Raw genomic sequence first — 23,097 nt, forward strand, 5'->3', positions numbered from 1 at the left:
GCTTAAAATAAGAAAATAGTTATATTTAATATATTAATATTCACAACTATTTATTATATAATGTAATTTAGTCAATATAACAATACGTTATCAGGAGTTGCTAGATAGAATGGAACATGCCACATTATGTATCCACGATTTTTTAACTACAGATACTCAACGTTGTATCAACCAAGTCATACTATTATTTTCTTTAAATAGTAAATTGAATATCAATATCAATGGTAAACAAACTTCGATTGAAAACAATATCGCTATCATCAATCACAGTGATCTATTTTGTATCACTCACGCAGAACAACTTGTTGAACTAAAAATACCAATACAACAAATCATCCCGCTTAACCAATTATTTTTTAATTGTTACTATGATGCAAAAGCATTGAACGCTCAGGCGTATTTAAAGCAAATAATTTTAAGCATGATTGAAAAGTTAAACACCATAAATTCAACAGAATTACCTCAATTAACTGAGCTTATTTCTACCTTAGAGCATGAAGCTAAAAAAATATCTGAACATGTATATATACCAACAATTCATTGTGAAAATGAACTTTTAAATAAAATATCAGAATATATCCAAACTCACATTACACAACATATCATGTCCAAAGAAATTTCTTCAATTTTATATATATCTAGTTCATACATATCAATTTTATTTAAAAAATATTTAGGTATTAGTTTTAAACATTATATTACAAGTTTAAAAATTGCGCTTTCACTTGATGAACTTATTAATAGTAACAACACAATTTATCTTATTTCTGAAAATATGGGTTTCAATCATTATGCTAATTATACGCATCAATTTAAGTCATATCTCTGTTTAACACCGCTTGCGTATAGAAAGAAACTTAATATAATGCAGAACAAGCCAATTACGTTATTAACTACTGATATAAGTGGATACTCACACTATTTCAAAACTCACTTAAACAACCATACTCAAACGATTGATAATGAAATTATCAATTTAGATCACTTAGAGTACAATGACTTGGCAAAACAACCTACCATCTTTATTCATATTGATAACCTTATGGATATTATTCAAACAAATTTAAACCAAAAACTTAATTTTAGTGATCTTACAAACTGCTATTTACTTATAAATAATGTGAGTAATCTAGCATCAACTTCACTTAATTTAAATGGTATTGTCAATTTTATCGACGCAATTTTTTCAAACTGTATGGGTGTGGTTATTAGAATTAAATCCAAGCAAGAATATGAACAAATAGAACAGGCTATTTCTCAATTTATAATATTCAAACCTAAATATTATACTCATGATAATATGTATAACTTTATGATTCTCTTTGATTCAGAATACTTAAAGTTAAATGATATTAACCGCTTATACATCAAAGCTAGAAGTTTAAATATAAATATCAAATTAGCAATCAACGTTGAGGGGGTATTAACCCAAACTCAAAGTCTTAAACACACTTTTACGCTTTTACATAGATTTAATTTCGACTTTAATTTTATTGATGTAGAACGTAATGAATTACGCGCAATGTTGTTAAAGCATAGCCATCAATTCAATAACGTATCAAGTTATAGTGATTATTATAATAAATTCATCACACTCTCTAAGCTACAACCCAATAAATGTGTATATTCAAAACTTACTAAAAATCACTTCACTCAATATAATCAAAAAGCACCTTTAGGAATAACAGAAATTATGCAACATACAATACAATTGATTAAAAATGGTTCTGCTGTTGGCTATGAACTAATGGACAAAAGTATATCCGATGTTGCGTTAATGAACCAACATGGAATATATGAACCCATTGTTTATATATTCCAATTCTTAAAGCCATTTTATGGAAAAACAATACTAATACAACCCAATTATTTAATTGCAAAAGAAAAACAATGCACACATTTACTTTTATTCAATTCCAATACACATACAATGTCAAACAAGCGAAAGTTTACATTAAAACAACAAACAATTACTTCAAAATTAATTTTATTTATACGCACGTTAAATAGAGAACATGGTTTTATAGATTATGCATTACCACCTATATTTAATAATATTTTTATTGAACAAACGCTTTTAAAAAATATTGAACGATCAAATATGCCAAAGTCAGAATTACGACATACTACCTATCCTCACACACCTATAGAATTTGATATTGACCGTGATGAAGTAAAATACATTCGTTTATCACCCGCATGTAAATAATCATGTAGCTCATCCACGTTATTTAAAAAATAAGTACATATTAGCACAATTTAATTTAAAAGTTTTGTCATCGCTTATACTTCAATTGCATTATGCTAAAATTTCAGATATAACTGAATAAAAGGGTATATAAAGGAGAATCTAATTTTGAAAAATAAAATGTTTGCAATTGTTATTAGTGCCGTAATGGTTATCGTAGCTATTATCTTAGTTATTATGATGGTTTCAGGCGGCCAAAAAGAGACATACTTCGGCTACATGAAGAATAGTACAACTGCTGAAAAAGTAGTCAGTGAAAAAGACCATAAAGTAGAAGAAAATGTCAAAATACCTTCTAAATCAGGTTTCAACCCTAAAAAGGGTGATTTTGTAAAACTAATTAAATCTGAAGGTGAAGACACTTATAGTAAAATGGAAGTCGTTGATCACGATGACATTCCTCATGGTCTAATGATGAAGATTCATGATATGGACATGAAAGGTATGTAAAATAAGTAACTTCGAATAAAAATTCAGTCCCACAAGCTTTTATAGGAAATGCTTGTGGGGCTTTTTTTCGTCTTATATTATTACCCTAATCTAACATTATTTATAAAAAAGCACTGAATAGATTTATTTTCTATTCAGTGCAAAAATGTCAGAATTTCAATTTAGTTTATATAGATTTCAGGTATGCTTGACCTTTCTCTTTGTCATACGCATTTTCCCATTTTGCGATAACAATGGTAGATAATGCGTTACCTAATACATTCACACAAGTTCGTACCATGTCTAATAGTCTATCCACACCGATAATCAGTGCTAAACCTTCAGCCGGTAATCCCATTGTTGTCAATGTTGTAATAAGTACTACAATTGATACCCCTGGTACACCTGCCATACCTTTTGAAGCAACCATTAAAGTAACCATTAACATAATTTGTTGCCCAATTGACATATCGATGCCATACATCTGTGCAACGAATAAAGCAGCTATTGATTGATATAATGCAGATCCATCGAGGTTAAATGTATATCCAATAGGTACTACAAATGATGTAATGTCCTTTGGAGAACCAAAGTTTTCCATTTTTTTCATTATTATTGGTAGCACGGATTCTGAACTTGACGTTGAAAATGCTAATACGAGTTCATTTTTCAATATTTTAATAATAGAAAAAATACTAATTCCACATAATCTTGCTACAATACCTAATACCACGATAATAAAGAATATCATTGCGCCGATAACTACTAATAGTAATTTTAATAACGGTATTAATGCTGAAGCACCAAAAGTCATAATTGTCGTACAAATAAATGCGAATACACCAATAGGTGCTAATTTCAATATTTTATTAATCATCCAAAATACAGCTTCTAATGAACCACTTAAAACAGCTTTCACAGGTTCTGCTTTTTTGCCAATTGCTGATAAAGCAACACCAAAGAATACTGCAAAGAATATGATTGGTAGTAATTCACCTGAAGTCAATGCCTCAAAAAGATTTTGAGGCACTATGTTTACAATTGTATCGATAAAGTGATTTCCATATGTAGATGATTCAGCAGCTTTTGCTGATGATTCATATGTTGAAATATCACCTTTGGGTAATTTATCTGGATCTAAACCTTTCCCTGGTTTAAATATATTTGCAAAAAGTATGCCTAGTCCTATAGCTATTGTTGTTATAATTTCAAAATATAAAATTGTTTTAAAACCGTAACGCCCCACTGTTTTAGATTCACCTACATTTGATATAGATAATGCTAGTGAACAAAAAACAACTGGAATTACAATCATTTTTATTAAATTCAAGAAGACATCGCCAAAAGGCTTAATGTAATTTGCAATTTCGTCGTGTCCATAAAGTAATAGACCTACGATAACACCTAATACCAACGCGATAATAACTTGCATTGGTAAACTGATTCTTCTTATAATTGCCATGATGTTTCTCCCCTTCTTCTGACATTGCTTAATTATATCAAAATAATTTTTATATAGATATAAATTTTTTCAGCAAAAATAGTTGTTATTACACTTAATTTTTATTTTTACTCATTTTATATATATATAAGTAACATAATTATTTTGACAAATACACAAAATTGCAGTTAAAGACTATGATATGGCGTTATTAAACCTTACTACAAGCCTGATATAATGTTGTAATAGGATATAAAATCACTACTCTTTTAACTAATTTTATATTTGAGTAACATCAACAATCGCTATTAATTTTTATATTCATTTTACTTCAATTGTGTATGAATTATTATATTATACTGTCATTAATTCACATGTGATAATAAGTAAGACACTATGCTATTGTTTTTGAGTTTTAATATAGTAAAGCATATGTTAAAACACATACATTAAAATATATTTAATACAAAAATGGCTGATGCCATATGTATATACGGAATCAGCCAACATGATATTGATTTGCTTTAGTTTATAAAATGATAACATCACTAAATAATGAGTTATTTAATCTTTAGGTTTATATTTCTCTTTAAAAGCATTATGTTTTGCATCTTTTACATTTTTCTTAGTTTCTGGATCAAAACCTTGCACTAATATACCTTTATATGTACTAATTGGTTGCACAACATAAGTATGTTCCGAATCATCTTTAAACTTAATTTCTTTATAATATAACCCTTTTTTAGCACTATATAATGTTTTCTCTGTTTTAATTTTCTCAGTTAAATGGTTTTCATCCATGTAATTATCAACTAATTCTAAATTTTTGTGACCTTGATATGTTCTTAAACCAAAGAAAAAAGCTACGGCCAAAATTAACGAAATGATTAATAGTCCCAGTATTTTCAAAAACGTCTTCATTATTTATCTCCTTTTAAGTAAAAACAATCATAATAAATACTCTATTGTTAATCCTCATACTCTTAAATTTCTAGACTACTTATTAAAATTCATAATATTAGTATTATGAACGATAACAAATAAATTATAAAGTATTAATACCTTTTGTAACAAAATGTTCTTAAATTTCCACTTATTCACAATGATATATATTATAAAAATATTATGAATATGGACACAACAGTTCCTTGACAATGTACTTTGTTCATAATAAGGTTAAATTTCAAAAGGGGTGATTAAATGGAGGACAAAGTAAGTTACTTAGAAGAACAACTGTGCTTTCTATTTTACGTTTCTTCAAAAGAAATTATAAAAAAATATACTTCATATTTAAAAGAGCATGACCTAACATACACTGGTTATATAGTTATGCTCGCCATTAAAAAAAATGAAAAGATAAACATTAAAACACTTGGACAACGTGTTTATCTTGATTCCGGGACACTAACACCTTTACTTAAAAAATTAGAAAAAAAAGGTTATGTTAGTAGAACACGTGAAATTGATGATGAACGTAATTTACAAATTGCGCTTACAGAACAAGGTGCAAAAGTTCAGGATTCATTATCCCATGTGTCCAAAAAAGTTTTTAGTGAATTTGATATGGATATCGATGAAGCCATTCACTTAAAAGAAACACTACAAAATTTTGTAAATAAACATTTCACTAAAGAAATTTAATATATTAAGAGGTAAAGCTACGTTTAAAGTGTGTAATTTATTTATGCTAATTTAAACTTAAACTTGCCTCTATTTTTTTATTTTATTTAAAGTAATGATGATAAAAGTAATAATCACCCTTTTATCATCAGCTTTTGGTAGAACTGTACACATAAAGTGTTAAATACTATAGTTTGACTTTGACTTTCTTTGACTAATATATTATAATATAAATATAAGGTTAAAGGAGAGGTGAAAAATGATGCAAAATACACAAAATCTTTCTACAGATATACTAGAAAATTTATTAACTGAGCATCATGATTTTAAAGTAGATGTATATGAATCAAGTGATGCATATCAAGTCATTGCTGAACTACCAGGTTACAGTAAAGACAATATAGATATTCAATTTGATGAAAAGACATTGACGATCAGTGTTAAAAATACTTCTACAATAACTCAAAACCAAGATAATTACTTGATTAAAGAGCGCAATTCTAACAACCAAAATAGACAATTTATATTTAAAAACGTAGATGAACCAAATATTAAAGCTACGCTGAACCATGGTATATTAAATGTTACTTTACCTATTCATCATACAAAAAAACAAATTAATATTGATTAAATCGTAACAAAACAAATCATAATATAAGGAGAGATGCTTTATGGCATTCAATATGAAACCATTCGATAATTCATTTTTCGATGTAAATCCTAGTAATTTATTTAAAGATTTCGGACGTCAATTTTTTGATCAATTTCCAGGTGCTAATAGTATTAAAACAGATGTTAAAGAATTAGAAGATGTTTACATTGTGGAAGCAGAGTTACCAGGTATGGAAAAAGAAAATATTAATCTACAGTTTGAAGATAATATTTTAACAATAGAAGGTAAACAGTCATTTGAAAATAATAAAGAAGATGAAAATGGACGCATTATCCATCAAGAACGTAGCTTTAGTGATGTAAAACGTCAATATCAATTTGATAATGTCGATGAAAACGGCATTAAAGCATCTTATGAAAATGGCATGTTAAATGTCACTTTGCCTAAAAAAGAGAAAAAAGAGTCTTCCTCTTCTAACATTCAAATTGATTAACAATCAATTTGAAAAACAACACTTCATTTTTGAAATGTTGCTTCAGAAAGTAGATAAACCTTTCGCATTAATTTGCGAAGGGTTTATCTATTTTTTATTTATATAGTTTTTTCAAATATTTGTCTTCGACAAGTTCATATACAAAATTTAAATCTAATATCGCATCGACTTTACGTAATCAATGATTATTAAGGACTAATTCAGAGATAGAAATCATTTCATATTGATCTCTTTTATCAATTGATTTATTCATCAGAATAATCACGACCACTGCTTAATTTACATATATTATAATATTGGCAGTGATTTATGCCGACTCCTGCGGGAATAGCACTAGCCGAAGACTACAGGCTAAGGCAGTGCCCGCGGAAAGCGTGTATAAAAAGCTGCCAACAAAGTCGGAGATTTTGTCGACAGTCTGAAGTAAAACTTCATTTTTTTGTGAAATTTATAGTTTTAACTTACTTTTTTTAACATTTGCCCCATTGTTACTAATGCTATGATTCCAAATAACGCTAATAATAAAAATGCTAAGTGACTGCTACCTGATAGCATTGTGACATATGAAATAACAATCGGTGGAAAGAATCCACCCAATCCGCCCATCATAGAAACAATACCATTTGCAGTCCCTGCCTCTTTACTGAAATAGAAAGGCACAAGTTTAAAAATAAGTCCATTCCCCAAACCAGCGCAAACACTAATTAATAAACAACCTATCGTAAATAGTAAAATATGATTTGAAGATCCTAAAATAATTGCGCCAACAATCATCAATGTAAAATCTATCATTAATAACATCACCGCATTAAATTTATCGCCTAATATACCACCTAAAGGTCTCAAAAATGTTGCAAGTGCAATGAATACACCTGAACGTATACCTGCATCTACTTCACTAATACCAAATTGTTGCACTAAATAATTCGGCAAAAACAAACCAAATGCTACAAATGCACCAAAAGTAATGAAATACCAAAGTGATAAATAATATAATTTCAAATCTTTAAATAAACGCTTAGATTGTTCAACTAAAGGCACTTTTACTTTTTTCTCTTTCGGATCACCAAAAAAGAACATAAAAATAGCAAATAAAGCAATCACTACTAAATAACTTCTGACCGTCGTTTGCCATCCAATAATTGATGCGATTGGGGGCGCTAAAAAAGAAGAAATTGCAGTTCCGATATTACCCATGCCATAAATACCATTTGCTAAACCAACGCGTTCTTTAGGAAAATATTTAGGGATTGATGTTACACCAACAGAAAACACCGCACCTCCAACGCCTAAAAAGAATCCTGATGCCATGAGCATCCCTGTCCCTTGAGCCTGACTCAAAAAATAAATTGGAAATAATAAAATGATAAAACTACAGAAAAACACCCATTTAGCGCCTATTATGTTCGTTAAATAGCCAAAAGGCACTCTTAAAACAGAACCTAATATTACAGGTATGGCTAATATAATTGAAAGCTGATTTCCTGTTATATTAATATCTTGAGATATAAAAGGGATTAGCGGTGCAATAATGCTCCACGCCATAAAACCCACAACTAAACTTAAAGATTGTAAAGTTAATTGAAATCCACCACTAGCTTTGTTCATTACATTCACCTACATTTAATTTTTTATAATTAAGCCTAGTATTCTACAAGCGCCTACAATAATATTATTTATTATGAAGTATTAAGGACTAAATTATGAAAGGTAAAACCGGTGTAATATACGAATTTTTTGGAATATTAATATTTGTAGAATACTGGCTATATGGCTATTGTAAAATCTTTGTGAAATAATAAACATAAGGATTATCCCTTAAGTTCTCTAAAATTTCCCCTATTCTTTTTTCAATAATAAATTCAATTTAAATTTTAATTTGTGTAAAAGAAGAAACTATGTGAGGAGCTTAAAGCGGAAATGAGTTTTCAATCATCTTGATTCATGCCTAAGATGGCATGCAAATGAGGAGCAAAGTAACTTTTACTTCATCATTAAAATACTGTTCTATATCAATTTTTCTTTTATACTGAACACATGATTTGCAACGATTTAATAACGTGTGGATGCCTTGGGAATAATATGATAGATGGGCTACAAGCTCAGACAATGTAAATCATATCCCAAACAAGTATACACGCTCAAATTCACTACATTTTAATATAAAAAGGACTAATCCATATGCAAATGGATTAGTCCTTTATCTTGAGCATGAAATTTATATCTTATCCTCAGTTATCTGTTGTTTAACAATACATTATATCGTAAAAATTTGCATAGACTTATTAATAAATTATGACATTACCATATTATTTGTTGTCAGAAGTAACTCGATTAAAAGTCCACAAGTTTTTTCTTCATCGCATATTCTACTAATTCCGGTTTTGATTTTAAGTCTAATTTTTGCATAATATGTGTTTTATGTGCTTCTACTGTTTTTACAGATACAAATAATTTTTCTGCTATCTCTTTATTACCATAACCTTTTGCAATTAAAGGCAATATTTCTATTTCTCTTTTAGATAAAATTTTAAAAGGGTCTGATGTAGCCGTTTCGTCTTTGGAACTATTACTAATAAATTCATTCACTAAAGAAGTCGTTAATTTCATATCTACATATGTTTCACCCTGATATACAGTTCTTATTGCTAAAATGAGTTGTTCATCTGGCGCGTTTTTCAAGATATAACCTTTTGCGCCATTTTTTAATACATGAAATAAGTACTCTTCGTCATCGTACATTGTTAATATTAAGATTTTTGTTTCAGGAAAACTTTCTGCTATTTTACTAGTAGCAATCAGTCCTGACTCTCCTGGAGGCATACTCAAATCCATAATTAATACATCAGGTTTATGTTCCATTACTTTTTGATAAGCTTCTAAGCCATCAGCAGCTGTACCGACAACTTCCATATCATCTTGGTAATTTAGAATCATAGAAAATCCTGTTCTGACAACAGCATGATCATCTGCAATAACTATTCTCAAAATTTATTCTCCTTACTCCCTTAAATTGGAACTTCTAAAGTCACTATCGTACCTCTTCCAATTTGACTATCGACATTTACTTCAGCATTTACTAATTCTGCGCGTTCATACATACCATAAATACCTAATCCAGTACCTTGTGGCTGATCAGTTTTAATAAATCCTATGCCTCTATCAACGACTTCAGCTATTAACCTATTACGATTATAATGTAAGTCAATTTCAACTTTGTCCACATTGGCATACTTAATTGCATTAAATAATGCTTCTTGTACTACTCGATAAACAACCGTTTCTATTTCATTGTCAAAGCGTTGTGCATCTAGACTTGAATGATAAATAATCTCCATGCCGTAATTAGATTCAACTTGTTTGAAATATGTTTTGAATGCTGCATCTAATCCTAAATCATCCAAAGATGAAGGCCTCAATTCAACAGAAAGGTTACGTATATCATCAATGAGTTTGGACATAAGTCCTTCTATGTGTTTCGAATCAGCAACTAAATCTTGTATTTCTTGCTGATACTTTAACAACCTTAACTCAACATCAATATTCAGCATTTCTTGAACAACGCTATCATGTAGCTCTCTTGAAATACGTTTTCTTTCATTTTCTTGAGCAGAAATTGTTTTTTGCATCATTTTACGTTGATACATCTTATCATGACGTTCAATTTGTGGAGATACATTTTGCAATGTAAATACTTTGATATCATTTACCGGATCAATCGTTTGATACGTTGCAGTAAATGGTTCAATCGTACCTCGATTAGTTTTCATAAATACTTGAAAGCTTGTATTACCAACTTCTTCTGCTTCAAGAAAACAATTTTTGCAAGATTGTAAATCAAACTCATTAGTATATCCATCACATCGATTACAAATCACATTAGTCATATCTCGATAGTCCTCATCATTGGAAATGATATCTTTTGCAGCTTGATTCTTAGCAATAACTTTCCCCTTATTATCAACAAACACTATTTTTTCTCTTGTATTATTGAAATACTGCAATAATAATTCAGTCATATCTTCCATTTGATTTACTTGCACGATCATCACCTAATCTTCTTCTTTAAAAATTCCTAAAACATCAGCTATCGAAATGTCACCATGTGCTAAAGGTAATGGATTTCCATCCCTCTGACCTAATAACAAAACACCGTAAACTTGTCTGTTATACCACAAAGGTATAGCCACCATGGCAGTTAGTAATTCAGTTAAAACAATAGGATATTTATGTTTTTCTGAGGGTAATAAAATTTGATTTACATCTTCAATGATCATGCGTTTACCCGTTTTCATAACATTGCCCGCGAGTCCTTTACCTTTTCTTAAGACTATTAACTTATATCTATTATTTAAATTGCCAGAAACATAATGCCATTTAATCGGTGATACTTGATTTTCTTGCTCATAAAATGCTAAACCTGCAAAGTCAAAACCTTCTCTTGTACGTATTAAATTTAAAGCTGCTTGATAATCAATTTTTTTATTTAAAGGCAATGAACCCAATGCATGACCTCCTTTCACACCTTATGTTTACGATAAATGATATAACTTCTACTCACATATGTTAACGGTACGCTCCACACGTGAACCAGTCGCGTAAATGGCCACAATGCCATAATGGTAAAGCCTAACAACACGTGAATTTTAAATGTTATAGGTACATTAGCCATTAATGTTGCGTCAGGTGAAAAGACAAATAAATCTCTAAACCAAATAGATATTGATGTCCGATAATCAAAATCTGGTGTAACTGCATTGGTCACTAAAGTCGCATAACAACCCATGCAAACAATGATTAACAATAAAAAATTCACAATAATATCTGAGGCTGAGCTTAGTTTTCTAATGTTTTTCTGTGTAATGCGTCGTGTGGTTAACAACAGCATACCTATCAATGTTATTATACCAAATATGCTACCAATATACACTGCACCAATGTGATATAAGTGGTCATTAACACCTAACGTTCGTAACCAAGAAGCAGGTATGACTAAACCAACAAAATGTCCCATTGCTACTGGAATAATTCCCAGGTGAAACATTAAACTTCCCCATTGTAATCTTTTTTTCTCTATGAATTCACTTGATTTTGCAGTCCATGAAAATTTATCGAATTTAAATCTTGCAATATGTCCTAGGAAAAATATTGCAACACATAAATAAGGGAATATGACCCATAAAAATTGGTTAAACATTCGCTTTCACCTCATTTGTTGGCTCAATACATACTTTTAATGTCTCTCTTAACGCTTTAATTAAATAATAATAAGGACTATTTCGTTCTGCTAAATGATTTGCCATAGCATAAGTACCGTCTTCAATAATCATGATGACAAATTCAATGTTTCCTTTTGCTCTTGGATCATTTTGCCATTGTGCAACATATAAAAACTCTAGCATCAATGGTAAAAAATCAGATAGTTCATTGTCTGCCATTTTAAGTCCAAACATTTCATATAAAACTTTCAATTTCGCTAATAATTGTCCTCGTTCTTTTTGTGTATCAAATTTGTTATAAGTCATATACAAGGGGGCATTTTTATTAAAATCAAATGTATTAGAATATAATTGTTGAAATTCTAAAAATGTATACTCATGTACCTGCTGACGATATGTCATAAGATCCTTATAAGCTGGGTGTTGATTATGAATGATGCTTTCAAAAATATTAGAATGCAAAGTCATCTTTTTTGGAAATTCCAATTGTTGCGCAAAATATCCCAGTGTTTCTTGAAATGATTTAAACTGTTCTATGTTAATCACGGAATATCCCTCCATAGAAATTATCATTGTATATTGCTTGCCCTGACTTTTCAGAAGTCGTTCCTACTGGAACCCCACATCCTTCACAATTTGCACCAAAATACTCTCCACCGTAGCCTTGACTACCTTGTGCACGATACGTATCCATATACGCTTCCTTATGCGAAGTTGGAATTACAAATCTGTCTTCATGTTTTGCAATTGCTAATAAACGATACATATCTTTTGTTTGACGTTCAGTCAGACTCAATCTCGCTAATTTATCTTCATCAAAAGGTTTATTTGTCACTTGAGCCCTCATATAGCTTCGCATCATAGCCATTTTTTGCAATGCTGCTTTGACCGGTTCTGTCTTTCCAGCAGTAAATAAGCTAGCTAAATACTGTATTGGCAAACGCATTTCTTCTATTGCAGGGAATATCATATCTGGATTTCTATTAGCATCTATAGCGGTTTTACCTTCGAAATAACTCATGATTGGACTCAAAGGTGGGCAATACCATACCATAGGCATTGTACGATATTCTGGATGTAACGGAAATGCAAGTTTATATTCAATGGCTAATTTATATATAGGTGAATTTTGAGCTGCTTCTATCCATTCCATAGATACACCATCTTTTTGTGCTTGTTCAATGACACTTTCATCATATGGATTTAAAAATAAATCTAACTGTTTTTCATATAAATCTTGTTCGTTTTCGGCTGTAGCAGCTTCTTCAACTCTATCCGCGTCATATAACAGAACACCCAAATATCTCATACGTCCAGTACATGTTTCAGAACATACTGTCGGTAATCCCGCTTCAATTCTTGGGAAACAAAAAGTACATTTCTCTGCTTTATTTGTCTTCCAATTAAAGTATACTTTTTTGTATGGACAACCTGTCATGCAGTACCTCCAACCTCTACACGCTTCTTGGTCAACTAACACAATGCCATCTTCGTCGCGTTTATACATCGCTCCTGAGGGACATGAGGCAACACAGCTTGGATTCAAACAATGCTCACATAATCTTGGTAAATACATCATAAAAGTTTGATCGAATTTAAACTTAATGTCCTCTTCAATACGTTGAATATTTGGGTCTTCAGGCCCTGTAACATGACCACCTGCCAAATCATCTTCCCAATTTGGCCCCCACTTTAAATCTAATTTATCACCAGAAATAATGGAATGTGCTTTTGCTACTGGTAAATGATTTCCTGCTTTAGCCTGAGTTAAGTGTTCATAATTATATGTCCATGGTTCATAATAATCTTTAATTACAGGCATATCTGGATTATAGAAAATTTTACCAAGAGCAATTTTTGACCATTTACTACCAGACTTTAGTTCTAATTTACCTTTTTTGTTTAAAAACCAGCCACCTTTGTAATGTTCTTGGTCCTCCCATCTTTTTGGATAACCAATGCCTGGTTTTGTTTCAACATTATTAAACCACATATATTCTGCACCTGGACGGTTTGTCCAGGTACTTTTACAAGTCACACTGCACGTATGACATCCTATACATTTATCTAAATTCAATACCATTGCAACTTGTGCTTTAATCTTCAAGCCAGTCAACCTCCTTCAGTTTTCTCACTGCGACATAAACATCTCTTTGATTTCCTATTGGTCCATAATAATTAAAGTGATAACTGATCTGACCATAACCTCCAACAAGTTGTGTTGGTTTCAAATGAATGCGTGTAGGTGCATTATGAGAACCACCACGTGTGTCTGTCAGTTGAGACCCAGGTGTCTCAATGTGCTTATCCTGAGCATGATACATAAACATCGTTCCCCTAGGCATACGATGTGATACTACAGCTCTAGCTGTAACTACACCATTACGATTATAAACTTCTAGCCATTCATTATCTTGAATATCATGTGCTGCTGCATCCTCAGATGAAATCCATACCGTCGGACCACCTCTGAATAATGTCAACATATGTTGATTATCTTGATAAGTAGAGTGAATATTCCATTTACCGTGTGGCGTTAAGTACCGTAAGACAAGCGTACTTTCGTCTAACTGCACTTTCTTATCACGTGAACCAAAAACCATCGGCGGTAAAGTCGGCTTATAAACGGGTAGATTTTCACCAAATTGCTGAAAAATTTCATGATCAATATAATAACTTTGTCTCCCAGTTAGTGTTCTAAAAGGCACTAAACGTTCTATATTCGTAGTAAACGGAGAATACCTTTGACCATTTTTATTAGAACCAGGAAAAACAGCTGTTGGAATAACTTCCCTCGGTTGTGCGGTAATATTTAAAAATGTTATTTTTTCAGATGCACGTTCACTAGAAATATCTTTAAGTTTCATTCCTGTTTGTCGTTCCAAATCTGCATAAGATTTTTGTGATAATTTACCATTTGTAGCTGAAGATAGATTTAATACGACATCTGCAGCACGTCTTGCGGTATCTATTCTAGGAAGCTCATTTCTAATTGAATGTTCATCTTCATCATGCCACGTACCTACCATGCTTTTAAGTTCTTCATATTGCTCTGCCACAGTATAGCTCACACCATGTGCACCTATCTCAGCTTTTTCTAATAAAGGTCCTACCGTAACAAACTTGTCGTAGATTTTTGTATAATCCCTATCAACCACAGCAAATCCTGGCATAGTCTTTCCGGGAATTGCCTCTATTTCATTTTTAGTCCAATCTTTCACTTGACCATTCACATTAGAGATTTCTTGTGAAGTATCATGTGCTAGCGGTGTAGTTACAATATCTTTATAGAGGCCGTTTAAGTGTGTTTTAGCAGTTTCGGATAAGGTTTTACTTAATGTTTTAAAGATATCCCAATCTGAACGAGACTCCCATAAAGGATCAATGGCTGGATTAAACGGATGTACAAAAGGATGCATATCTGTCGAAGATAAATCGTGTTTTTCATACCAAGTTGCTGCAGGCAAGATAATATCCGAATATAACGGAGTAGAAGTCATTCTGAAATCCAATGATACGAGTAAATCTAGTTTGCCTTCTGTATCATCTCTCCATTTGATTTCTTCTGGTTTTGTATCTTCATTTGCTTCGGCCATCAAACCAGATTTAGCACCTAGTAAATGTTTCATAAAATATTCTTGCCCTTTTGCTGAGCTTGAAATTAAATTAGAGCGCCATAAAAACAAAGTTTTTGGATGATTTTCCTTAGCGTCTGGGTCTTCAATTGCAAATTTAGTTTCTCTTGATTTTACAGATGCTATTGCTCGTTTTAAAATTTCATCGTTATTAAATGCGCCATCATCTTTTGCTTCTTCTCCAAATAACAAACTATTTTTATCAAATTGTGGATAAGATGGTAGCCAACCTAATTTGGCTGCTAATACGTTATAATCTGCAGGATGTTGATGCTTGATATTTTCTGCTAAAGGTGACTTAATACTATCTACGTTTGATTCTTCATATTTCCATTGATCCGTAGCAAAATAAAACCAGCTTGTACCATTTTGTAAGCGTGGTGGTCCTTGCCAATCTTTAGCAAAAGCTATGGTATTCCATCCTTCAATTGGTCTACATTTCTCTTGACCTACGTAGTGCGCCCAACCGCCACCATTAACACCTTGGCATCCGCAGAGTAATACAAGATTCAAAATAGCGCGATATATCGTATCTGAGTTAAACCAATGATTTATGCCTGCACCCATAATAATCATTGATTTACCTTGTGTATCGATAGCATTCTGTGCAAATTCTCTGGCAACTTGTACCACCACATTGGCATTCACACTTGTCACTTTTTCTTGCCAAGCAGGTGTATAATACGAGGACGCATCGTTGTATCCTTGTGCTTCTAATTTATGTTCAAAACGTCGTATACCATATTGACTCGTCATCAAATCATACACAGTCGCAACATATTTTTGTTCACCGTTAGCTAATTCAATTTTCTTAGCAGCAATAGGTCTTTCAAAAACGCCATTCCCTTCATTATTGAAATAAGGAAATTGAATTTGTTTGATTTCATATTCATCTTCTGCAAGGCTTAGCGCTGGATCAACTTTAAATCCTTGTTCATCTTCTAGTTTAAGATTCCATTGTTTACCTTCTTCCCAGCGTTGACCCATTGTCCCATTAGGGACGGTTAAATGTTGTTGTATTTTATCGAAAATAACAGGTTTCCAGTCACCATTTGGTGTATCTACCCCTAAATCTTCTGCTCTTAAAAAGCGACCTGCTTTCAAACCATTAGCATCCTCATCTAACATAATAATGAATGGCATATCTGTATATTGTTTAGAATAGTTGATAAAATAAGCGTTAGGCTGATTCACATAATATTCTTGCAAAATCACATGTGTCATTGCTTGCGCAACTGCTGCATCTGTCCCAGGATGTGGTGCCAACCAATGATCTGCAAACTTTACATTTTCTGCATAATCAGGCGCAACAGAAATGACTTTCGTACCTTTATAACGTACTTCTGTCATAAAATGAGCATCTGGTGTTCTAGTTAATGGCACGTTAGATCCCCACATCATAATGTATGAAGCATTATACCAATCACTTGATTCTGGTACGTCTGTTTGTTCTCCCCAAATCTGCGGAGATGCTGGTGGTAAATCTGCGTACCAATCATAGAAACTGAGCATTTCTCCTCCCAATAAGCTAATGAAACGGGCACCAGAAGCATAACTCAGCATAGACATAGCAGGAATTGGTGTGAATCCTGCTATTCTATCAGGACCAAATTTTTTAATCGTATATATAATTTGAGCCGAAATTAGTTTGGAAACATCTTTCCAGTTCGTTCTTACAAGCCCACCCTTTCCTCGAGCCTGTTTGTATATCTTAGCTTTTTCTTCGTCTTCTACTATAGATGCCCATGCTGCAACAGTATTGTCATCATGCTTTTCTAATGCATCTATCCATAGTTCCCATAACTTACCACGAATATATGGATATCGAATTCTCAAGGGACTGTATTCATACCAAGAAAATGACGCACCACGCGGACAACCTCTCGGCTCAAATTCAGGCATATCTGGGCCACAACTTGGATAATCAATTTGTTGATTTTCCCAAGTAATCACTCCATTTTTAACAAACACTTTCCATGAACAAGACCCTGTACAGTTAACACCATGTGTTGTTCTCACTACTTTGTCATGACTCCAACGTTCGCGATACATCTTTTCCCATTCTCTACTTTTACTTTCAAGCACTGACCAATTACCATTGAATTTTTCAGTTGGTTTAAAAAATTTCATACCAAATTTCTTCATTTTATACATCCTCTCAACATCATTACAAATAAGAAATATATTCTATGAACATCTTTGTCGTAATTACTTTTCATTTCTTACTTAAATTGTACGTTTATTAAACCTTTCTATATATTAGGGATTTACCTAATTGAATATCAAAAAGCCCTAATTATTTCTAAAATTCATTTTAAATATGTAATATGCCACAGTTTATGGTAGATTTTTGTTAATACAAAAAAGAACTAATCCATTAAAAATATTTAACGGATTAGTTCCTTTATTTATAAAAATATTAAAATTTTAAAGGTATTGGCGTGCTGCTTAAAATTATGGTTCGAGTCTCATTATATAGTCAAGATATCAATGATTCTGAATCATATTAAGAAAAAACTTTCTAGTACAGCAAATTAAATTATTACATTAATTTAATATGTTCATCAAATAAATATTGTTCTTTAATATCGTTCATAAATTCAATCTGTGTTTTATGATAAATAGATGTATCTATAACATCAATCAAACAAAAATGACCTTCACTATAGAGCGATAATGCCTTTTCTAAAGCTGATTGATGTTCACCAGTAATCAAATAGCTTTTAGTTTGAGACTGACTTAAACTAGTAACACAAGGTAATTCAGCCATTAAATCTCCTACCAAAACGACACCTGGCATAAACGAACAACTTTGTGTTTCAATCAATTGGTCAATCGTTGTTACTGTACCTTGGATTAATTTCTCTTTATAAGTAGATACATTATATATCACTACAACTGGATAATCTTTCTTGGTTTGTTGATATATTTCATGCATAATCGTTTTTAAATTTCTAATACCCATATAAATGGCTAATGTGCCTCCTGATAATAATTTGTCCAATTCTACTTTATCAGTATGCATTTTACAAAAATGTCCTGTCGTATAAGTAACATGTGTAGCAATCTGACGAGCGGTAAGCCCTTGTTTCATGCTTGCAACAGCTGCACTAGCAGAAGTAATACCTGGTACGATTTCGCACTCAATGTTCTGTTTATTTAGCGCTGAGACTTCTTCATGTGTTCTTCCAAAAATAGCTGGATCTCCGCCCTTCAACCGTACAACGCAGTGATGTGAATAAGCTGCATCAACAAGCAATTTATTGATTTCCTCTTGTTGAATATGTTTATGGTAAGGTTTTTTTCCAACATCAATTATTTCTACACCTGGACTAACCATCTGAATGATAAATGGATTCACAAGGCGATCATATAATATAACATCTGCTTTTCGAATTAAACGTTCAGCTTTTCTCGTTAATAATTCCGGATTGCCGGGACCCGCACCGATAAGGTATACTTTTCCAACCTTATTCAAACCCATACATACACATCCCCATCCTGTACCTCTGTTCTGAACACCTCAACGCAACCTTCATCTGGCGCTTGTACTAAACCACTATTCAAGTCTATTTTTTGATCATGTAATGGACAAAAAACATAATCACCACTCATTGTCCCTTCTGAAAGTGGACCATCTTTGTGAGGACATCGATTTTGAATGGCATGAATACTACCTTCTTCCGTTAAAAAAATACCAATTTCTTTATTGTGTAATTTAATTTTTTTACCGACTAATGGTGTAAGTGTGTCTATTGACGTTACTTTAATCCTATTTTTAGCGCTCATATTTTACACCTTCTCCACTTCAAATATTTTTTGTTCTTTTTTACTATTTACAATCTCAGACCATGGCTCTTTTTCCACTGCGCATTTAGCTTCTAAAATTCGTGCATAAAGTACATCTTGTTTTGCTTTATCAAACAAAATACTACTCACATGTTCAAATCCTAATCGATTTAACCATGGTGCAGTACGTTCTGCATAGTTACCTGTTTCTCTATAATATTGCATCAATGCGCCACAAAGTTTTAATACTTCCGCTTCAGTTTCTACAGTTGTTAAATATTGTCCAATTGTAACTTCTGTACCGCCGTTACCACCAATAAAAATTTGATATCCATTTTCTACTCCAATAACACCAAAATCTTTAACACCTGATTCGACACAGCTTCTAGGACATCCTGAAACTCCCATCTTAAACTTGTGTGGTGTATCAATATATTCAAATGTTTCTTCTAAACGGATTCCTAATCTTGTCGTATTTTGTGTTCCAAATCTACAAAAAGCTTTACCAACACAACTCTTCACGGATCGAGTCTTTTTACCATATGCTGATGCTGAACGCATACCCAATTCTGACCAGATTTGTGGCAATAATTCTTTCTCAATGCCATAAAATCCAATACGTTGTGAACCAGTCACTTTGACTAGGGGTACGTTATATTTTTTAGCTACTTCACCTAGTTTTATAAGTTGCTCTGCATCAGTTACGCCACCTCTCATTTGAGGAATGACAGAGAAGGTGCCATCATTTTGGATATTAGCATGATAACGTTCATTCGCAAATCTTGATTCAATTTCATCAATATGTTCGAACGGATAAATCATATTAAGATAATAATTAATGGCAGGACGACATTTAGGACAACCATTTTTATCCTTAAAGTTTAGAACATGACGAACTTCTTTAGAAGTTTTAAGTGATTTCGCTCTAATTTGAGTTACAATTTGATCTCGTGTTAAATCTGTACATGCACATATGCCTGTAGGTTTAGCTGCAATAAAATCATCACCCAGTGTATGTTCAAGGATTTGCCCTATTTGTCCCTTACATTTCCCACAAGAATTACCAGCTTTTGTTAGTTGTGTCACTTCGTCAATACGCGTTAAACCATTTTGCTTTATCGCTTCAACAATAGTGCCTTTATTTACACCATTACAGCCACAAATAGTTTCGTCATCAGCCATTTCTGCGACATCAAAACTACTTGATTCTCCACCTTTGTGCAGCAATGATGCGATCGTGTAGTCTTGTATGGTTTCTTTTTTCTTCATCATATTAAAAAATCTAGAACCTTCTTCTATATCCCCATATAACACCGCACCAACGATATGACCTTCTTTAAGAAATACTTTTTTATAATGTTTATGCATGCTATCAAAGATTGCGACACCTTTTACTTCATCACTCTCATGTATCAGACCAGCACTATATAAATCGCATCCCGAAACTTTTAATGACGTAAATGTAGTAGAACCTTGGTATCCTTCAGTAGGATTATCAGTTAAATAATCTGCAAGTACTTTGCCTTGTTCATACAATGGTGCTACTAACCCATAAGTTTTCCCTTTATGTTCAGCACATTCTCCTACTGCATAAACATGCTTATCACTTGTCTGCATAAAATCATTTACAACGATCCCCTTATTGACTTCAAGTCCAGATGCTTGTGCCACTTGCGTGTATGGACGAATACCTACAGCCATAACCACTAAGTCTGCTTTTAAAATCGAACCGTCTGACAATTTGATGCCTGTTACATCTTGTTCACCTAAGATTTCTTCAGTACGTGCTTGCATCCTAAAGTGCATACCTTGTTTTTCTAAATCTGCTTTAAGCAATTCACCAGCTTTTTTATCTAACTGCATTTCCATCAACCATTTTGCAAGGTGAATTACAGTTACGTCCATACCTTGATCCATCAGTCCACGTGCACATTCTAAACCTAATAATCCACCACCTATAACGATGGCATGTTTTTTAGTCTGTGCAATCTCAATCATGCGTTCAGTATCTTCTATTGTTCTCCAACCTATTACACTATTAAATTGAGCTCCCGGTATTGGTAACACAAATGCACTTGAACCTGTTGCAAAAATACAAATATCATAGTTAAGATGCTTTCCTTTTTCTGTTACAATTTCATTGTTCTCACGATTCACTGATACGACAGGATCATTTACAATAAGCTTAATACCATATGACTCATACCATTCATAACTATTCATAATCGTTTCATCAACAGTCATTTTTTTCTGTAAAATATTCGAAAGCATAATTCTATTGTAATTAGGATAAGGTTCCTTACCGATAATCGTAAATTCATAACGTTCAGTATCTCTTTCTAATATTTCTTCTATCGTTCGTAGACCTGCCATTCCATTTCCAATCATAACTAACCTTTTTTTAGACATGATAATCCTCCTTATATACCTCTATCAAAAAATTTTCCACTGCATGAGATATTTTTTTAACTTTGTTATAATCATTGCCATCTGACCTGAATAAAATATTTATATTTTTATATTGAATTTCAGGCATATTATAAAAATCTGATTGTGTTTTATCTCCTGTGTGATTAACAAGCTGTGTTGGTCGTGAATCCTTTTTTATTTGGTTATTAACATGTGGGTCATTCGTAGCAATAATAATAATATCTGCCTTTTCAATATCATTTCGGTCATAACATTTTGTTATTAATTTCAAATTTGATTGTTTGGCTTGAAAAAACTCTGGCAAAAATGTCTGACTTACGATAGTTAATGAAGCTATTGATTCAGTCTTTAACTGTTGGAATTTTCGATAGGCAACCTTACCTCCACCTATAATTACAAGATGTTTATTCGCTAAATTAAGTTGGACTGGATACATTGCGATACACCTCCAATTGTGTAATTTGATCCTTGATTATCATTTCTAATATTGGATGAAAATTTAATGATTCAGTATATTCAATATGATTCGCCATACGCATTTTTGAAATTTTACTTTTCATTTTATTAACTAAATAACCATCATATAAAAAGATAGGAACAATCAATATGTTCTGTGTTTCTTCTAATATCTTAGGCAATATTTTTTGATAATTATATTCACCATATAGCGTCAACATATCAATTGATTTATTTACAATATTACATTGCTGAATTAGTTGCTTAAGTTGAACAATAGGTTGTTCATAGTTTTCACTACCATGTGCAATAAAAATCACTTTATTTATTGATGGTCTATTGAACATTGCCGCATTAATTTTTTCGTCAATAATGTTAATTAAATGAGGATGCGTACTTAGTGGTGGTGTAATACGGTATCTCATATGTGGAAACATTTCTTTAATATGCTGTAAGATTTCTGGGATATCTTTTAAATAATGTTTTGCTGAAAATAATAATAACGGTACAATATTAAATTCAAATTTACCTTGCTTTACTAAAGTCGAAATCACGTTATAGAAATCGTTCGTATCACTTTCTAAAAATGCGATTTGATAGTTGATATTACTATTTTTAAAAAGTTGAGATATAAAATATTTCAAAGCTTTATTCTGAACACCTCGTCTCATACCATGTACAACGAGAACATTTTTTCCCATAATGACGCCCTCCCTTTACCCTT

The 23,097-nt window shown here is 32.1% G+C and carries 20 protein-coding genes and 1 pseudogene; 5 read left to right on the forward strand and 16 right to left on the reverse strand.

Features of this window, described 5'->3' with window-relative positions:
- Window positions 1-109 precede the first annotated feature (109 nt).
- Entirely contained in the window at window positions 110-2,209 is a 2,100-nt protein-coding gene (gene rsp / locus KA926_RS05010) for an AraC family transcriptional regulator Rsp (protein ID WP_210143718.1), read from the forward strand.
- A 147-nt stretch (window positions 2,210-2,356) separates the two neighbouring features.
- Window positions 2,357-2,698 carry a DUF4889 domain-containing protein gene (locus KA926_RS05015; protein WP_107384834.1) on the forward strand — a complete coding sequence of 114 codons (342 nt, stop codon included), beginning with the start codon at window positions 2,357-2,359 and terminating at the stop codon, window positions 2,696-2,698.
- A 166-nt stretch (window positions 2,699-2,864) separates the two neighbouring features.
- Here the strand turns inward: KA926_RS05015 and KA926_RS05020 are convergent, their stop codons facing one another.
- Both KA926_RS05020 and KA926_RS05025 read right to left on the reverse strand, forming a co-directional pair.
- A complete protein-coding gene (locus KA926_RS05020) occupies window positions 2,865-4,139 on the reverse strand; it encodes a cation:dicarboxylate symporter family transporter (protein ID WP_019468836.1) in 1,275 nt (424 codons plus the stop codon).
- A 543-nt stretch (window positions 4,140-4,682) separates the two neighbouring features.
- Window positions 4,683-5,039: a DUF3139 domain-containing protein gene (locus tag KA926_RS05025; protein ID WP_107385348.1), complete on the reverse strand. Its 357-nt coding sequence runs from the start codon at window positions 5,037-5,039 to the stop codon at window positions 4,683-4,685.
- Window positions 5,040-5,318: 279 nt separating this feature from the next.
- Between KA926_RS05025 and KA926_RS05030 the strand changes: the two genes are divergently transcribed.
- From KA926_RS05030 to KA926_RS05040, 3 genes are all read left to right on the forward strand, one after another.
- Complete coding sequence (locus tag KA926_RS05030; protein WP_107385347.1) at window positions 5,319-5,759, forward strand: MarR family winged helix-turn-helix transcriptional regulator; 441 nt, start codon at window positions 5,319-5,321, stop codon at window positions 5,757-5,759.
- A 238-nt stretch (window positions 5,760-5,997) separates the two neighbouring features.
- Entirely contained in the window at window positions 5,998-6,369 is a 372-nt protein-coding gene (locus KA926_RS05035) for an Hsp20 family protein (RefSeq protein WP_107385346.1), read from the forward strand.
- Window positions 6,370-6,409: 40 nt separating this feature from the next.
- The gene (locus KA926_RS05040) at window positions 6,410-6,844 is read left to right on the forward strand and encodes an Hsp20/alpha crystallin family protein (RefSeq protein WP_210143719.1); all 435 of its coding nucleotides are present in this window, start codon (window positions 6,410-6,412) and stop codon (window positions 6,842-6,844) included.
- Between the two features lie 115 nt (window positions 6,845-6,959).
- Here the strand turns inward: KA926_RS05040 and KA926_RS14175 are convergent.
- The 14 genes and pseudogenes from KA926_RS14175 to KA926_RS05105 form a co-directional block, all read right to left on the reverse strand.
- Window positions 6,960-7,100 (reverse strand): annotated as a pseudogene (locus KA926_RS14175) (IS5/IS1182 family transposase); the annotation flags it as partial.
- Window positions 7,101-7,300: 200 nt separating this feature from the next.
- Window positions 7,301-8,452 carry a nitrate/nitrite transporter gene (locus KA926_RS05045; RefSeq protein WP_107384343.1) on the reverse strand — a complete coding sequence of 384 codons (1,152 nt, stop codon included), beginning with the start codon at window positions 8,450-8,452 and terminating at the stop codon, window positions 7,301-7,303.
- Window positions 8,453-9,178: 726 nt separating this feature from the next.
- Complete coding sequence (gene nreC / locus KA926_RS05050; RefSeq protein ID WP_107384344.1) at window positions 9,179-9,832, reverse strand: nitrate respiration regulation response regulator NreC; 654 nt, start codon at window positions 9,830-9,832, stop codon at window positions 9,179-9,181.
- Window positions 9,833-9,852: 20 nt separating this feature from the next.
- Complete coding sequence (locus KA926_RS05055; RefSeq protein WP_181187372.1) at window positions 9,853-10,893, reverse strand: sensor histidine kinase; 1,041 nt, start codon at window positions 10,891-10,893, stop codon at window positions 9,853-9,855.
- A 3-nt stretch (window positions 10,894-10,896) separates the two neighbouring features.
- Complete coding sequence (gene nreA, locus KA926_RS05060) at window positions 10,897-11,349, reverse strand: nitrate respiration regulation accessory nitrate sensor NreA (protein ID WP_107384345.1); 453 nt, start codon at window positions 11,347-11,349, stop codon at window positions 10,897-10,899.
- A gap of 14 nt (window positions 11,350-11,363) precedes the next feature.
- Window positions 11,364-12,041, reverse strand: a complete 678-nt coding sequence (gene narI, locus KA926_RS05065; RefSeq protein ID WP_107384346.1) for a respiratory nitrate reductase subunit gamma — start codon at window positions 12,039-12,041, stop codon at window positions 11,364-11,366.
- Entirely contained in the window at window positions 12,034-12,609 is a 576-nt protein-coding gene (gene narJ / locus KA926_RS05070) for a nitrate reductase molybdenum cofactor assembly chaperone (protein WP_107384347.1), read from the reverse strand. The genes narI and narJ overlap by 8 nt, the downstream gene beginning before the upstream one ends.
- Complete coding sequence (gene narH / locus KA926_RS05075; RefSeq protein ID WP_107384348.1) at window positions 12,602-14,170, reverse strand: nitrate reductase subunit beta; 1,569 nt, start codon at window positions 14,168-14,170, stop codon at window positions 12,602-12,604. Before narH ends, narJ begins: the two co-directional genes overlap by 8 nt.
- The gene (locus tag KA926_RS05080) at window positions 14,160-17,843 is read right to left on the reverse strand and encodes a nitrate reductase subunit alpha (protein ID WP_107385704.1); all 3,684 of its coding nucleotides are present in this window, start codon (window positions 17,841-17,843) and stop codon (window positions 14,160-14,162) included. The genes narH and KA926_RS05080 overlap by 11 nt, the downstream gene beginning before the upstream one ends.
- Before the next feature lie 397 nt (window positions 17,844-18,240).
- Window positions 18,241-19,182 (reverse strand): uroporphyrinogen-III C-methyltransferase, encoded by a 942-nt coding sequence (cobA, locus tag KA926_RS05085; protein ID WP_107384350.1) that lies wholly within the window; start codon window positions 19,180-19,182, stop codon window positions 18,241-18,243.
- The gene (gene nirD, locus KA926_RS05090) at window positions 19,173-19,487 is read right to left on the reverse strand and encodes a nitrite reductase small subunit NirD (RefSeq protein ID WP_107384351.1); all 315 of its coding nucleotides are present in this window, start codon (window positions 19,485-19,487) and stop codon (window positions 19,173-19,175) included. The genes cobA and nirD overlap by 10 nt, the downstream gene beginning before the upstream one ends.
- Before the next feature lie 3 nt (window positions 19,488-19,490).
- Window positions 19,491-21,896 (reverse strand): nitrite reductase large subunit NirB, encoded by a 2,406-nt coding sequence (gene nirB / locus KA926_RS05095; RefSeq protein WP_210143720.1) that lies wholly within the window; start codon window positions 21,894-21,896, stop codon window positions 19,491-19,493.
- On the reverse strand, window positions 21,889-22,353 hold the full coding sequence (locus tag KA926_RS05100; RefSeq protein ID WP_107384353.1) for a precorrin-2 dehydrogenase/sirohydrochlorin ferrochelatase family protein: 465 nt from the start codon (window positions 22,351-22,353) through the stop codon (window positions 21,889-21,891). The genes nirB and KA926_RS05100 overlap by 8 nt, the downstream gene beginning before the upstream one ends.
- Window positions 22,334-23,074: a sirohydrochlorin chelatase gene (locus KA926_RS05105; protein WP_210143721.1), complete on the reverse strand. Its 741-nt coding sequence runs from the start codon at window positions 23,072-23,074 to the stop codon at window positions 22,334-22,336. Before KA926_RS05105 ends, KA926_RS05100 begins: the two co-directional genes overlap by 20 nt.
- Window positions 23,075-23,097: the final 23 nt, after the last annotated feature.

Source organism: Staphylococcus sp. GDY8P94P, assembly GCF_017892255.1.
Classification (GTDB): Bacteria; Bacillota; Bacilli; order Staphylococcales; family Staphylococcaceae; genus Staphylococcus; species Staphylococcus cohnii.